This is a genomic window from Stenotrophomonas sp. MH181796, from assembly GCF_009659995.1.
Lineage (GTDB): Bacteria > Pseudomonadota > Gammaproteobacteria > Xanthomonadales > Xanthomonadaceae > Stenotrophomonas > Stenotrophomonas riyadhensis.
Map to the genome: position 1 here is coordinate 45,849 of NZ_RAHU01000009.1, position 13,540 is coordinate 59,388.

General features: G+C 61.4%; 14 protein-coding genes. 4 read left to right on the forward strand and 10 right to left on the reverse strand.

The window, feature by feature from the left end; genetic code table 11:
- The first annotated feature begins 159 nt into the window (after positions 1 to 159).
- From D5301_RS21410 to D5301_RS21420, 3 genes are read left to right on the forward strand one after another with little or no spacing between them, the layout of a single operon-like run.
- Complete coding sequence (locus D5301_RS21410; RefSeq protein ID WP_153856818.1) at positions 160 to 1,023, forward strand: hypothetical protein; 864 nt, start codon at positions 160 to 162, stop codon at positions 1,021 to 1,023.
- Entirely contained in the window at positions 1,020 to 1,382 is a 363-nt protein-coding gene (locus tag D5301_RS21415; protein ID WP_153856819.1) for a hypothetical protein, read from the forward strand. Before D5301_RS21410 ends, D5301_RS21415 begins: the two co-directional genes overlap by 4 nt.
- A 45-nt stretch (positions 1,383 to 1,427) precedes the next feature.
- A complete protein-coding gene (locus D5301_RS21420; RefSeq protein WP_228756479.1) occupies positions 1,428 to 1,922 on the forward strand; it encodes an ABC transporter permease in 495 nt (164 codons plus the stop codon).
- A gap of 195 nt (positions 1,923 to 2,117) precedes the next feature.
- On the opposite strand, the gene D5301_RS21425 is transcribed toward D5301_RS21420, so the two are convergent.
- The 9 genes from D5301_RS21425 to D5301_RS21465 form a co-directional block, all read right to left on the reverse strand.
- The gene (locus tag D5301_RS21425) at positions 2,118 to 2,363 is read right to left on the reverse strand and encodes a hypothetical protein (protein WP_153856820.1); all 246 of its coding nucleotides are present in this window, start codon (positions 2,361 to 2,363) and stop codon (positions 2,118 to 2,120) included.
- Between the two features lie 39 nt (positions 2,364 to 2,402).
- On the reverse strand, positions 2,403 to 3,044 hold the full coding sequence (locus D5301_RS21430) for a hypothetical protein (protein ID WP_153856821.1): 642 nt from the start codon (positions 3,042 to 3,044) through the stop codon (positions 2,403 to 2,405).
- Positions 3,045 to 3,060: 16 nt separating this feature from the next.
- Positions 3,061 to 3,759, reverse strand: coding sequence for a HupE/UreJ family protein (locus D5301_RS21435; protein ID WP_153856894.1), 699 nt, complete (start codon positions 3,757 to 3,759; stop codon positions 3,061 to 3,063).
- A 29-nt stretch (positions 3,760 to 3,788) separates the two neighbouring features.
- Complete coding sequence (locus D5301_RS21440) at positions 3,789 to 6,926, reverse strand: CusA/CzcA family heavy metal efflux RND transporter (protein WP_153856822.1); 3,138 nt, start codon at positions 6,924 to 6,926, stop codon at positions 3,789 to 3,791.
- Between the two features lie 9 nt (positions 6,927 to 6,935).
- The gene (locus D5301_RS21445; protein WP_153856823.1) at positions 6,936 to 8,168 is read right to left on the reverse strand and encodes an efflux RND transporter periplasmic adaptor subunit; all 1,233 of its coding nucleotides are present in this window, start codon (positions 8,166 to 8,168) and stop codon (positions 6,936 to 6,938) included.
- Positions 8,165 to 9,415, reverse strand: coding sequence for a TolC family protein (locus D5301_RS21450; protein ID WP_324187368.1), 1,251 nt, complete (start codon positions 9,413 to 9,415; stop codon positions 8,165 to 8,167). The genes D5301_RS21445 and D5301_RS21450 overlap by 4 nt, the downstream gene beginning before the upstream one ends.
- Positions 9,416 to 9,503: 88 nt before the next feature.
- Entirely contained in the window at positions 9,504 to 9,869 is a 366-nt protein-coding gene (locus tag D5301_RS21455; protein ID WP_153856825.1) for a hypothetical protein, read from the reverse strand.
- Positions 9,870 to 9,999: 130 nt separating this feature from the next.
- Entirely contained in the window at positions 10,000 to 10,650 is a 651-nt protein-coding gene (locus D5301_RS21460; protein ID WP_153856826.1) for a transmembrane anchor protein, read from the reverse strand.
- Positions 10,651 to 10,669: 19 nt separating this feature from the next.
- Positions 10,670 to 11,320 carry a HupE/UreJ family protein gene (locus tag D5301_RS21465; protein WP_223224807.1) on the reverse strand — a complete coding sequence of 217 codons (651 nt, stop codon included), beginning with the start codon at positions 11,318 to 11,320 and terminating at the stop codon, positions 10,670 to 10,672.
- Between the two features lie 379 nt (positions 11,321 to 11,699).
- Here D5301_RS21465 and D5301_RS21470 point away from each other — a divergent pair, with 379 nt between their 5' ends.
- Positions 11,700 to 12,023 carry a hypothetical protein gene (locus tag D5301_RS21470; RefSeq protein WP_153856827.1) on the forward strand — a complete coding sequence of 108 codons (324 nt, stop codon included), beginning with the start codon at positions 11,700 to 11,702 and terminating at the stop codon, positions 12,021 to 12,023.
- Between the two features lie 111 nt (positions 12,024 to 12,134).
- Here D5301_RS21470 and D5301_RS21475 read toward each other — a convergent pair whose 3' ends face one another.
- Positions 12,135 to 13,469, reverse strand: a complete 1,335-nt coding sequence (locus D5301_RS21475; RefSeq protein ID WP_153856828.1) for an MFS transporter — start codon at positions 13,467 to 13,469, stop codon at positions 12,135 to 12,137.
- Positions 13,470 to 13,540: the final 71 nt, after the last annotated feature.

A 13,540-nucleotide genomic window follows, 5' to 3' on the forward strand; every position in this document is an offset into this window, starting at 1 on the left:
GCGCCGCCACGATCGCTCGCGGAGTTGTCGGCGTAGTCACAGGCTGAACGGATGCAGTGCAAGCATGCACCGATCATGACGCAAGCCCTACGCCCCGGGTAGACTCTACGTGCCACGTAAGTTTGTGGCAAGTCCATCCATCACGGAACGAGGGGCTGTATGAAGAACGGGGCAGTTCTGGCTGGCGCGCTCGCGCTGGCCGTATCGACGGGCGCCAGCGCCCAATCCACGACCGCATCGGGCCTGCTTCGGCAGATCGGTGGGGTCCTTCCAGGAAAGTCCGGCTCGCAGGCCAAGGTGTCCCACCCCCTGTACGCCGAGCCGGCTGGCATGTATTGGGACCTGGACGGGGACACCCTTGAGGGTGCTCAGCACCTGCGCGAAGGGCTGTCCTCCAGCGGCGCGCAAGGGATCGACATGTGCGACATGGGCCTGCTGGCGATGGCCCATTCCACCTACCAGCTGAGGCCTGACAAACGGCAGTGGTGCTTGCGGCAGGCGTGGGTGGCCGCAAAGAGGACGACGGGCAGCAAAGAGGCGCAGCCGCCTGCTGCGGTGATCGAGGAGCGCTTTGGCCCTGCTTTCGACGCCCGGCTGGAGCGGTTCAAAGGGATTCGGCGGTATGCCATTCGCCCGAACTTCAAAGCGCTGGGCGGGGTCAGCTACAACCCGGATCGGGGCGTCATGGAAGTGTTCGTGCCCATGCCGCAGATCTCGCTTGCTGGCTTGAGTGTCACCGGAAAGAACTTCGTCCCCTGGATCCGCAAGACGCCCACCGGCGTGTCCAGCCCGCCGAACGCCGGGCGCTACCGGCTGCTGATCCGGATGGACCCCGCTGAAGCGGCCAGCCTCGCGCGGCAAGGCCGCTCGTTCCAGGACGACCGTGTGGTCTTCTCGGTCAATCGGGTTTGGATCGACGGCACGGAACCCAAGATGGACGTGACCGTCGAGAAAGTGAGCTTGGGCTATCGGAACGAAACGATCGAAGTGGACGTCACCAAGAACCAAGGAGAAGGTGCATGAAGCGTGGAATGGTGGCCGCTGCAGTAGCCACTGTCGGCTTGGCCGCATGCAGCAAGGCGGACCAGGGGCCGTCGATGGAGCAGGTGGCGAAGGGTTACGAGCAGTATTTGAACGCGAACCTGTTGGCCGAACTGGGGCAGCGGGTGGAAGTGCGTGGCTGGGAGGACTTGAACGCAGACTGCAATCCGAGCGGGCCCGAGCGAACGACGTGCGTCACGGGCGGCACCCTCGATGTGATTGGTTTCCAAGGTGGGCGCCAGCTGAAGGAGGCTCCTGCGCCCGTGCCGGCCCGCGCCGACCTGGTGTTTGAAAAGCGGGCAGGGCAGTGGGTGCTCATTGACGCACAAAAGAAGCCCTGATTGGTCCTTGTAACCCGCCCAAGGTCTCGCTCATTTGGAGGTTCCATGAATGCCCATGCCCGCTCTCACTCAACCGCGTCCTACATGCAGTGGGGCCTGCTCGCACCCGCAACGGTCCTCCTGGGTGGCGGTGGCCTGCTCGCCTTCGCTGGCGCTGTAGAAATTTCTGGAGAGCTGGGGTTTGCCTGGCAGGCTGTGGCAGCGTTTGCAGCCGGTGTCGGCGTGCTGACGCTCCTCCTGCTGCTTTACGTGCTGAACTGGCGGGCGGCGCGCGTTCGAGCTGCCAAGGTGGCCAATCCCTTTCTGGAACCGAGGCGCGGGGGCTTTTGGAAGGGAGCATTGATGGGCACGCTGGTCGTGGTTGCTGTCCAGATCGGAAGCATCGGAGTGGGGATCTTCTACCCTGGCCTGACCGAGTCGGAACGCAACTTCTTCGTGTCCGTCCCGCCCTTGGCGTTGGCCGCCCTCTACACCGTCTTCCCGATTGCGCCACTGGTGGGTGGGTTGATCGGGCGCGCGTGGCGCGCCACCAATCTGTAGGGCGGGCGGGGTGCTTCCAACAATCGTAAAAGGGGTAGGTGAACCCAGGCAGCAGTTCGAGAAAGATGTCGGCTGGGCGCGTCTATCAACGTCAGAGTTAGATTCTGGCAGTCCACGCTGCGTTGGGCAGCCTGTGCCACGCTAGCGAAGAGGATGGTCCGGCTCCAAACAAGCCGGACCATCCACCGCAACCTGTTACTTCTTCTTGACCGTAGACTGCGCCTGCGCGTCGCACCGGTCCTTCAGCGCCTTGGTCTGAGGATCGGCAAGATCCACCTTGAACTTCGTCCGGTCAGCCAGCTGTTCACACGTCGCAGGCTTTGCCTTGGGCGCCTCCTTCACTTCCGACTCGGCATGAAGCGCCGGATCATGTGCGAAGGCCGATGCGGACGCTGCAATGGAAGCGAAAAGGACGCAGATGTGGGCAATACGATTCTTCATGTTGCTTCTCCTGGGTTGATTTCGGCGTTATGCCGGGTGTTACGGCCGGTAGAGGTCGGCCTGGTAGCCGGTAATTTGCACCTCGATGATCACGGGGGTGCTGCCGCGGTTCTGCCAGTACCACCCATGGGTACCTTCAAAGGGAGCAATGAACGTTCCCTCAGCCTGACGCTGGGCGCCTTCAACGGCGTAGCTGGTCCAGGGGCCCTTCACGTCGGGACGCTCGCCATGCATATCCACGGCAACATCAGACGTGGCCTTCCAGCTGAAGACCATCCCGGCGCCCTGAGCCATATGGGCCTTCACTTCCTGGCCCTTACCAGGGGCAAGCTCGATCGTCAGTGAGTCCTGCCGCAGCGGAGTGTTGGCGAGAGAGACAGCGGCGGGCTCGAAGGCCTGCTTGGCATTGCTCCCGAAGGCAACCTTGGCCTTCTCGAACAGCGCCGAGACTGCTTCGGCGCCGCCCGCAGATGCTGGACCAAGTGGAGCTACGGCCCCTGCATCGTCACTGAGGGCAAGAGCGTCCAGACCCAGAACCTTGCCTACGCCCGTAGGGTCGATTCCGTACTCTGCGGGAAGCACGGTGGTGAGCAGAATCACTCCTGCAACTGCAGCGGCTAAGGCGGTGGATTTCAGCAGTTTGCGAGTGCTGGGCAACTGATTGGAAAGCGTGATGGACATGAATGCCTCTGTAGATTCAGGAAACGAAGTAGCCGGTGAGCTGCATGCCAACGAGCACGAAGCCAGCGCACATAAGGGCGGTATTGATGCTGTACGCCTGCCGATGGAATGACGGCAATCGGCGCCAGAAGCCCATCACGATCAAAATGCCTGCGAGCGCAAGCAGCTGTCCGATCTCGACTCCAACGTTGAAGGCGAGCATGTTCGGGACAAGCCCATCAGGAGAGAGCGAGAAATCCTGCAGCTTTGTCGCCAGACCAAATCCATGGAAGAACCCGAAGATCAGCACGGCGGCTTTGGTGTTGGGCTGTACGCCAAACCAGCGCTTGAACGCACCCATGTTGTCCAGTGCCTTGTAGACAACGGATAGACCAATAATGGCGTCGACCAGGTAGGCATTCACATGCAATCCGCCCAGGACACCTAGCAGCAAAGTGGTGCTGTGGCCGATCGCGAACAATGTCACGTAGATGCTTACATCACGCATCCGGTACAGGAAGAAGATCACCCCAAACAGAAACAGGAGATGGTCGTATCCAGTCACCATATGCTTGGCACCGAGGTACGTGAACGCGATGAGCTGCAGGCCGGTACTGTCCTCCAGGAAGGCCTGGTCGCCTTCACTGACGCCATGCGCCCAGGCAACGTAAGGCAGAAGCATGGCTGCAAGCAGGTAGAGCCAAGCTTGGGTTCGTTTGGAAATGGTCAACTGCATGTTCCTAGGAGGGGTTGAGATGGACGGGTTCACGCTGGGTCCTCCTTCCGCTCATCCCCTTCTCGATGGATGAGGCGATAGAGCGCCGGCAGCACCAGCAAGGTCAGCAGCGTGGAGGAAATGATTCCACCGATAACGACTGTCGCCAGGGGGCGCTGCACTTCCGCGCCGGCCCCAACGTTCAGGGCCATTGGCAGGAAGCCCAGGCTGGCAACCAGGGCCGTCATCAGCACAGGACGCAGGCGGGTCAGTGCACCTTCGGTTACCGCTTGGTGCAGGGGAGTGCCCTGTTCCCTAAGGCTCTTGATGAAGCTGATCATGACCAGGCCGTTGAGCACGGCGACGCCCGACAGCGCGATGAACCCCACGCCTGCAGAAATCGACAGGGGTATGTCGCGCATCCACAGGGCCACCACGCCACCGGTCAACGCAAGTGGAACGCCGCTGAACACGATGGCAGCGTCCTTGCCCGAGCCGAACGCCATGAAGAGCAATCCGAAGATCATCACCAGCACGACCGGAACGACCACGGACAGCCGCTTGCTGGCAGAGATGAGCTGCTCAAAGGTGCCGCCGTACTCAATCCAGTAGCCTTCTGGCAACTGCACCTCCTGGCCAACCTTCTCCCGCAGCTCCTCTACGAATGAACCAAGGTCGCGACCACGTACGTTGCTGGTGATGACGACGCGACGCTTGCCGTTCTCGCGACTGACCTGATTTGGGCCGGGCGCAACTTCGACCTTGGCCAGCTGCCCCAGCGGAACGAACGCTCTCTGTTCGCCGGAACTGGCCCCGGCGGCGACGGCTACCGGCAGCGATGCGAGCGTCCGGGTGTCCTGGCGCAGGTTCTCGGGCAGACGAACGACGATGTCGAAGCGACGATCACCCTCAAAGACCTGACCGACCGCCTCACCGCCCAACGCCACCGAGATGGTCTTCTGGACCTCATCGATCGAAACGCCATAGCGGGCCAAAGCATCCAGGTCAGGCGTGATGGTCATAAGAGGCAGGCCACTGATCTGCTCCAACTTCACGTCTGCGGCTCCTGGGATGGAACCCGCGGCGTCCTCGATCTGGCTGCCGATCTGCGCCAGCTGGTCCAGATCGTCTCCGTACAACTTCACTGCCACCTCAGCGCGTACACCGGCAATCAGCTCGTTCATGCGCATCTGCACGGGCTGGGTGAACTCGTAGTTGTTGCCGGGAATTGCCCGGACGGCCTTTTCCAGCTCAGCAATGAGCTGCGCCTTTGGCTTGCGGGGATCAGGCCATTGGTCGCGATCCTTGAGCATGATGAAGGTGTCTGCGACCGACGGCGGCATGGGGTCGGTCGCTACCTCCGCTGTGCCGATCTTTGCGACAACTTCATCGACCTCGGGGAACTTCTTGATGGTCGCTTCAAGCTGGCGCTGCATGCCGATGGCTTGTGTCAGACTCGTGCCGGGAATGCGCAGCGCGTGAAGCGCAATATCACCTTCGTCCAGATTCGGAATGAACTCAGTGCCCATGCGACTGGCCAGAAGACCCGCCAGTACGGTGAGGACGGCTGCACCACCCACGACCAGTTTTCGAGCGCTGACTGCCCGTTCCAGCATCGGGCCGTAGAGCTTGGTCACGCCCCGCATGGCCTTGGTTTCCTTCTCTGAGACCTTGCCCGTGACAAACTGGGCAACTGCAGCGGGAACGAACGTGAGGGACAATGCCATCGCACCGGTCAGCGCGATAACGACGGTCAGGGCCATCGGGTGGAACATCTTTCCTTCCACGCCGGAGAGCGCAAAGATCGGGATGTAGACGGCGGCAATGATGAACAAGCCGAACAAGCTGGGCTTGATCACCTCGGCACTGGCGCTTGCGGCCAAGGCAAAGCGCTCATCCCGGGTCAACAGACGCCCCAGGGCGTGCTGACGCTCGCCGAAGCGGCGCAGACAGTTCTCAACAATGATGACCGCGCCGTCCACGATCAGACCGAAGTCCAGCGCACCCAAGCTCATCAGGTTAGCTGAGACACGGTTCTGGACCATGCCGGAGATGGTCAGCAGCATGGTCAAAGGAATGACCGCGGCCGTGATCAGTGCGGCGCGAAGATTTCCGAGCAGAAGGAACAGCACCGCAATGACCAGCAGGGCACCTTCCAGCAGGTTCTTCTTAACGGTTTCAATGGTGCGGTCGACCAGCTCCGTACGGTCATAGACCGGGTGCGCGCGGACACCTTCTGGAAGCGTCTCGTCGATCTCCTTCAGCTTGGCTGCGGTTCGCTGAGCGACGTCGCGGCTGTTCTCACCAATGAGCATGAATGCGGTACCAAGTACCACTTCCTTGCCATCCTTGGTCGCTGCACCCGTTCGCAGTTCGGTCCCCTCGTGAACGTCTGCGAGGTCACCGACGCGAAGCGGCAGCCCATCGCGATTGGCGACCACGATCTTGCGCAGGCCGTCCATGTCCGCCACTTGGCCAGGAACGCGCACAAGGTACTGTTCACCACTCCTTTCGATGTAGCCGGCACCCACGTTCGCGTTGCTGCGCGCCACGGCTTCCATCACATCCTGCATGGTCAGCTCGTACGCCTGAAGCTTGCGCGGGTCAGGCGTGATGTGGAACTGCCGCACATAGCCGCCGACGGTGTTGACCTCTGTCACACCTTTCAGATGGCGCATCTGGGGGCGTACCACCCAATCCTGGAGGGTACGAAGCGCCATCGGCGTCCAGGTCTCTTCAGCTCCCTTCTCGGCTTCCACGGTGTACATGAAGATCTCACCGAGACCGGTGGCGACCGGGCCCAGCGTTGGCTTCAGCCCAGTTGGAAGCTGGGATGCGGCTTGCTGCAAGCGCTCGGCCACCTGCTGCCGTGCGAAGTAGATGTCGGTACCGTCTTCGAATACAACGGTGACCTGGGAGAGACCATAACGCGAGATGGACCGCGTGTACTCCAGCTTGGCCAGGCCGGCCAAGGCTGTCTCGACGGGGAACGTTACCCGCTGCTCTGCCTCCAGTGGAGAGTAGCCTGGTGCTTCGGTGTTGATCTGGACCTGGACATTGGTGATGTCAGGGACGGCGTCGATTGGCAGCTTGCTGTAGTTCCAGATGCCCAAGCCTGACAGCGCCAGGACCAGAAGCAGCACAAGCCATCGATGCGCGATGGACGCGCGAATGATTCGCTCTAGCATGATGGATCCTTAGTGGTCGTGGCTGGCGCCAGACTTCTCGATGTCTGCACGGATCAGATAGCTCTGCTCGGCGACGTATCGCGTTCCGGGCTTCAGTCCGCCAAGAACCTCTGCCCACTCGCCATCACGCTTTCCAAGCTCAAGCATGCGGACCTCATAGGTATCGCCCACCTGCGCAAAGACGACGGTAAAGTCGCGGAATCGCTGGAGCCCTGACTCTTTGATGGCAAGTGGAACAGGTGTCTCGGCAATGATGACCTCGGCCGAGACAGCCATTCCTGGACGCCACTTGCCGTCACCATTGGGGATACTCACGCGCGCAACCACGCTTTGACCGCTGCTTGCCAGCGGAAGCAGGCTTTGGAGCTTACCTTCAGTCTCCAAGGCACCCGTGGCAGAACGGATCCGCACTGCTTGACCTGGAGCGAGACGCTCGGCGTCAGTGCCCAGAGCTCGTAGATCGACCCAGACCTCTGACAGATCGGCAACGTCGAACAGTGTGTTGTCGGCGGCCACATCACCAACACTGGTGTTGCGCGCAAGAACGATGCCGCTGAAAGGAGCAATCACCGCGTAGGTGCGCATGCTGTCATTGCCTTCAACCGTTGCCAGCGTCTGCCCTGCCGAAACGCGTTGGCCCATCTCGACCGACACGCTGCGGACGATACCTGGAAATCGTGCTTTGACGGAGGCCTGGCGGCCAGTGTTGACCGCGATGTTCCCCATCAGCGTGACCGTATCGCGGATAGTGCCAGCGGTAGCCTCTTCCACCACCACACCCGCATCCTTGGCAGCGCTTGGCTCGATGGTGGTACGGCCTTCATAGGACTGATAGGACCAGGTGTGTGTCTTTCCTCCTACCACTGCGTCTGCCTTCACGTCGAAAGAATGAGGTTCCACGACCTCGCCGTTCCCCACGAGATAGTCGTTTTCGGCGGTGAACGTGAAATCATTGACCTCACCGTCGAGGCGCTTCAACTGCATTGTTGCCTTCACCTCATTCGGTGAGATCGGCTTGTCATTTCGATAGGCGTAGAGGCGGAACTGAGGAGGCGTGTTGGTTTCATAGACGGTGACTTCAAGTGCGAAATCACCATCGCGGAGCATGCGACCGCGGTTAGGGCCGCGCTCGTAGTCGCCGGCCGCGGCGGCGGATTCTGCGGCTTCTTTCTCAGCCGGCCTTTCACCGCCACAAGCGGCCAGTGCCAGCGGAAGCAACATAAGAAGGGCGTAACGATTCATGGGCGGATATCCTGGGCGGAGGCGGTGAGGCGATCTGCCTCGACCAGCAATCGGAGATAGAGCGCGGCGGACTCGACTTCGCGCTCGCGAAGGTCGAACAACGTCTTCTGCGCCTGGCTCAATGCGAGATAGGAGAATCGACCCTCCTCGAAGCCACGACGGCTTTGATTCATCGCCTGCTCCGCCTTGGGGAGCTGCCGCTCACGAACGGAGGTGACCTCCAACTGGGCTTGGCGCAGCTGTTGATAGACTCCGAACAGCTCCTGGTTGAGCTCCAGCATCTGTGCTTCGCGGCGTGACTTGAGCGCACTCAGTTCGTAGTCGACTTCGGATACCGAGTAGGCTGATCGACGCCGGGTTCCCAAGGGAACCGAGATCGACATGACCAAGCCACTGTCCTTCGTTGCTTCAAGACGGCGAAGTCCAAATCCAACACTCACGTCAGGCTTCGCGCTGGAAACGGCGACATCGCGGCGCGCGGCAAGAATTCTGGACTGGGCATCGAAGGCACGTTGCTGTGGCGCGTTCTGAAGTCGTTCGGACAGCGTCTGGTAGTCATCGAGCGGGGGGAGGATGTTTGTATCGCCGGCGACGGTGACGAAGTCAGCGGTGAAAGAGCCCCAGGAAGACGCAAGCGCCATGCGCGATGCCTCCAACCGCTGGACCGCTTGATCACGCTTGAGCTCTGCATCGGCCAGGGCGATTTCAGCGGCCCTCAGGTCTGAGTCCGGGTTCCGTGCCGCAGAGACCCAGCGGGCCACCTCTCGCTGGAGCGCGCGGGCCATACGAATCCGCTCTTCCGCATGCTCGACATGCTCCTGCGCCGCAAGCACGTCGATGAATCGACCAGCAGTGCGTGTGGCGATGGCCACCCGGGTCACATCAGCCTCTCGCTGGGCTGCATCCACCTCAGCGCCGCCAAGCGCTTGGCGGGCCGCCCGCTTGCCACCCAGTTCCAGAATCTTGGATACCCGGAACGTTGCCTCGGCAGCGTCCATACCTCGCACGCTGCCACTACCGGCCACGTTTTCCAGTTCTCCGCCGAGCACCAACGGGGCTGCTAAGCCCTCTCGCGCCGCACGGTTCTTTGTCGCCTCTATTTGTGCGGCATCTGCCTGCACGCTTGGGTGGGTGCCAAGGGCGCGGGCAACCGCATCCTCCAGGCGCAGCACTTCGGCGGCGTGGCCAGGAACGGCCACACCGCAGGCGCCGGCAACAGCCAGCGCCCACACACTACGGAATTTCACGGAAGCCTCCGGAAAGAAAGTCAGAACGACGCGCCGCGTCCCGCTACACGGGAGGCGCGCTCAGGCTGCTAGAGCGCAGCTAGGGTCGTCAGACGATCGGAGGTCGGAAGGGTGACGCCGGGTGCCCTGCAGGCACCCTCAGAAGTCGCAGAGTATGGACTTCATCGGCCAGCGGTAGTGAAGCCAGGTAGACGTGGGGCGTGAACAAGCTTCCAGCGAAACTCGCGTCTGCCTGATGCAGTACCGCATGAGCGCCAGTGGCGTGATCCGGGTCCAGATTGTCGCCCGCACCGCCGGCATGTGAATGGCCATGGTCCACCGCTGCTGCGATGTCATGTTCCAATCCGTGCAGTTCGCTGAGCTGGATCACCATCGGCCGCGCAACGACACTCAACAGCATCAGCGCAAAGAGGCTGATCCTGAGGGCAAGGCCGTGGCGGGCGGAAAGGCGCATATGGGGCTAGCTTAAGCGTGGCTGGCTGGGGTTGTCGAGGGGCCGAAACTGGGCGCAGCCCGTCGGAAACACCGCACATAGGGCAGTGGCCGGGCCTGAAGCGCACCCGGCCACCGCTCACCGCTGCGGTTTACATCTTCTTGATCAGCTCGTACTCCCCTCCGGTGCGGAGCAGCAGCGTTACGGGCTCCTCGCCCCTGTTGCGCCAGAACCATCCGTGGTTGCCGTCAAAGGCAGCCAGGAGCACCCCCTGCTTGGTGGCCTCCCCTCGACCCTTCTCATAGCTGATCGCTCGACCGCCGCCGTCGCCGTGGGTGTCGAAGTTCACGACGCCGCCTTCAACAGACCACTGGTAGCTGGCGCGCTCGCCCGCCTTCATGGCGAGCTTGATCTCGGTGCCTTGGCCCGGGGCTAGGACAACCTGTTCTTCGTCCCGCCATTCGGCAGCGGCGGCCGCATTGCTTGCGACGGGCTTCTGCGCAACTTCAACGGTCTTGCGGTTCTGCGTGGACACCTGGGTGAGCAGGGCGGCGGCCTCGTCTTCGGCGGCCTTCGCGTCCATCGCCGCGTCAGCGGCCGCTTCCTCGGCAAGCTGTTCCTTGATCTCCCCCATTTCCTTCAGGCCGAGTACCCGACCAACACCAGTGGGATCGATTCCGTATTCAGATGGCATCACCACTCCAACCAGGAGGACGATAGCGATGCCGGCGGCAATTGCGGTGGTGCGTGCCAGCTGGCGGCTGGTGGGGAGGTCGCCTTCGGCGGGCTTACTGTTGTACATGATGTAGGTCTCTTGAAAGTCAGGAAACGAAGTAGCCAGTGAGCTGCATGCCGATCAGAATGAATCCGGCGCAGAGCATGGCGGCATTGGCGGTGTAGGCGTGCTTGAAGAAGCTGGGCGTGCGGCGCCAGTAGCCCATTGCGATCAGAATCGCGCCAAGCGAGAGGATCTGGCCGATCTCCACGCCGACGTTGAACGCAAGCAGGTTGGGCAACAGACCATCGGGGGAGATGTCGTACTCGATGATCTTGGTTGACAGACCAAAGCCGTGAAACAGGCCGAAGATCAACGTCGCAACCTTTGTGTTTGGCTGGAAGCCGAACCAACGCTGGTAGGCGCCCAGATTGTCCAGGGCCTTGTAGACCACAGACAGACCAATGATCGCGTCGATCAGGTAGCTGTTGATGCCCACGTTGAACAGCACACCCAGCAGCATCGTTGTGGAGTGCCCGATCGCGAATAGCGTCACATACAGCGCGACATGCTTCATCCGGTACAGGAAGAACACCACGCCCAGGAGGAACAGGATGTGGTCATAGCCGGTGGCCATGTGTTTCGCGCCCAGATAGGCGAATGCGATCAGATTTACTCCAGATATTTCCTGGATGTAGCCCTTGTCGCCTTCGGCGATCGCGTGAGCCAACGCCCCGTCAGCTGTGAGTAGCAGCATGAACAGGGAAAGCAGTGCGAGTAGAGTTCGCGGCCAGTGCGACCGTAGTGGGGGTTGGAGAAGGACGCGCGAGAGCGCCCCGGATTCAGAACTGGGGATCATTATGAGGATCTACGAATGCGGTCAGCGGACCTCCGCCAAAGCTATCCGCTACGACACTGGGAACCGGCGCAACGTGCTACGAGTGCGCAGAAGGCGCGCACGGCACGTCACACGGATCACTGCGCGTAAGCGGGGTCCGGGCGGGGAACGAATGAATAATTTCTTGCAGCGACGAACGTCCAGTAAGGATTGACTGGACGGGCGCTGCCAAGCCTCTGCTCAGTGCGAGCACGAGGCCTGGGTCTCAGGCGATAGGAGGCCTGAACAGGGATGAGCGATGATGCTGAAGCTCTGCCGCTGGCTGGTGCCAGGGATGGATATCGCTCAGATCAACTCGAGCGGGTCCAGCAAGGCTGGCCAAGATGCCTACAGAAGCCGTCAGATCGGCCTGGTGCAACAGGCTGTGCAATCCAACCGCGTGTTCAAGATCACGGTCTGCGGCATCACTCACCCCAACATGGGGGTGACCATGTTCCACCGCAGCCTGCACGATGTGCTGCAAGCCGTGCAGCTCACCCAGATGATTCAGGACGGGTCGCACGAACAGGCTCGCCACCAGCATCATGAAGATGCAGCTGCGCAACAGCACGCTGGTTGGTAGACGAAGGGATCGCACGGGCAAAGACTAGAGGCTTGTTCTGGCAAAGTCGATATGACAACGTCGGGCGTGAGCGGTGAAAGTGCCCTCTCGCGCCCCTTGTTCAAGTTTCCGTCATCCAGGCCAACGAGGGTGCACCTCGTCGATGACATACCGATGTGAGTGCTTGCCGTTGGAAGAGGCGTGTTCCGCCCAGTGGGGATGGTCCGCAGCCAGATCGTCGTGACCGTGGGAGATCTCGTCCGGGTCATGGGCGGGCCAGATTCTCCAGGCGAACACGAATCCGGCGATGCCGACTACTGCCAGTGCCATGATCGCCACTGGCATTCCAAACTTCGCACCCACGGCTCCCGCCAGAGGGTAGGCAATCAGCCAACACACGTGGGAGAGGGAGAACTGCGCTGCGAACAGGAATGGCAGATCGGTGGATTCCGCTGATCGTCGCAGCAGTCTGCCGCCAGGAGTCACCAGCCCCGCATAGCTCATCCCCAACAATGCCCAGCCGGCGAGCACGATGGGCCAACCTATGGAGGAGGGCGAGAGCAGCCAGGTAAGCCCGAGGGTCACAAGTACGATGCACATTGCAAGGGCTGAGGAGAGCATCACGCGCCTGTCAGCCACCCGATCGAGAACCTTGGGGAGGACAAGCGCCGTCAGCATCGAGCCGCCACCGAAAGCTGCCAGCGCCCATGCAACCTGTGACTCTGCTCCGCCGAGAACGTTGCGCACTACGACGACGGTGTTCACGAACACCATGGCGCCGCCGGCGGCCGCACACAGATTAAGGGCAAGCAACCCTTTCAGCCTGGGCGTCTTCAGGTAGATCCGCATTCCTCGAATCGCGCGGGCGTAGGGACCGTCCTTTCTTAGGGACGGAGCAACGAAGGGGAATGCAGTTGAGAACACCAGGATGGCGGATATCACGAAGCCTACGGACGTACCAGCGAACAGGCCGTGGAAGCTGATCAGCGTCAGCAGAGCAGCGGCCAACGCGGGACTCAGCAGGCTCTCCAGGTCATAGGCCAGGCGCGACAGGGACAGTGCTCGGGTGTAGTCGCGTTCCTCCTTCAGGATTTCCGGGATCGTCGACTGGAACAGGGGGGTGAAGCACGCGGAGGCCGACTGCAGCAAGGCAATGAGCAGGTACACCTGCCAGATCTGGTTGACGAACGGCAGACAAAGCGCTGCGCCCGCCCGCACCAGGTCGAGTGCAATAAGCACCGGTTTGCGTAGATTTGCCGGGACGATCGCTCCGGACAGAGGGGCCAACAGCACGTAGACAATCATCTTGATTGCCAGAGCCGTACCTAGCACAGCGCCCGCCTCAGCCCCCGCCAGGTCATAGGCCAAAAGAGAGAGCGCCACGGTAGCCAAGCCCGTGCCGATCAGCGCGATAACCTGCGCAGCGAACAGGTTCCTGAATGTTGGAAAGCGTAGGACCTCGATCATGGCTCACCTCTAGATGGAACAGTGGAAGGCGCCGCTGCCCTGCGGATCGTAATCCGATCCGTAGGGCAGGA

Coding starts and splice junctions, on each gene's coding strand:
- D5301_RS21420 (WP_228756479.1), top strand. CDS start 1,428: ATGAATGCCCATGCCCGCTCTCACTCAACCGCGTCCTACATGCAGTGG.
- D5301_RS21435 (WP_153856894.1), bottom strand. CDS start 3,759: ATGCAGTTGACCATTTCCAAACGAACCCAAGCTTGGCTCTACCTGCTT.
- D5301_RS21415 (WP_153856819.1), top strand. CDS start 1,020: ATGAAGCGTGGAATGGTGGCCGCTGCAGTAGCCACTGTCGGCTTGGCC.
- D5301_RS21465 (WP_223224807.1), bottom strand. CDS start 11,320: ATGCTGCTACTCACAGCTGACGGGGCGTTGGCTCACGCGATCGCCGAA.
- D5301_RS21470 (WP_153856827.1), top strand. CDS start 11,700: ATGATGCTGAAGCTCTGCCGCTGGCTGGTGCCAGGGATGGATATCGCT.
- D5301_RS21425 (WP_153856820.1), bottom strand. CDS start 2,363: ATGAAGAATCGTATTGCCCACATCTGCGTCCTTTTCGCTTCCATTGCA.
- D5301_RS21455 (WP_153856825.1), bottom strand. CDS start 9,869: ATGCGCCTTTCCGCCCGCCACGGCCTTGCCCTCAGGATCAGCCTCTTT.
- D5301_RS21410 (WP_153856818.1), top strand. CDS start 160: ATGAAGAACGGGGCAGTTCTGGCTGGCGCGCTCGCGCTGGCCGTATCG.
- D5301_RS21440 (WP_153856822.1), bottom strand. CDS start 6,926: ATGCTAGAGCGAATCATTCGCGCGTCCATCGCGCATCGATGGCTTGTG.
- D5301_RS21460 (WP_153856826.1), bottom strand. CDS start 10,650: ATGTACAACAGTAAGCCCGCCGAAGGCGACCTCCCCACCAGCCGCCAG.
- D5301_RS21445 (WP_153856823.1), bottom strand. CDS start 8,168: ATGAATCGTTACGCCCTTCTTATGTTGCTTCCGCTGGCACTGGCCGCT.
- D5301_RS21430 (WP_153856821.1), bottom strand. CDS start 3,044: ATGTCCATCACGCTTTCCAATCAGTTGCCCAGCACTCGCAAACTGCTG.
- D5301_RS21475 (WP_153856828.1), bottom strand. CDS start 13,469: ATGATCGAGGTCCTACGCTTTCCAACATTCAGGAACCTGTTCGCTGCG.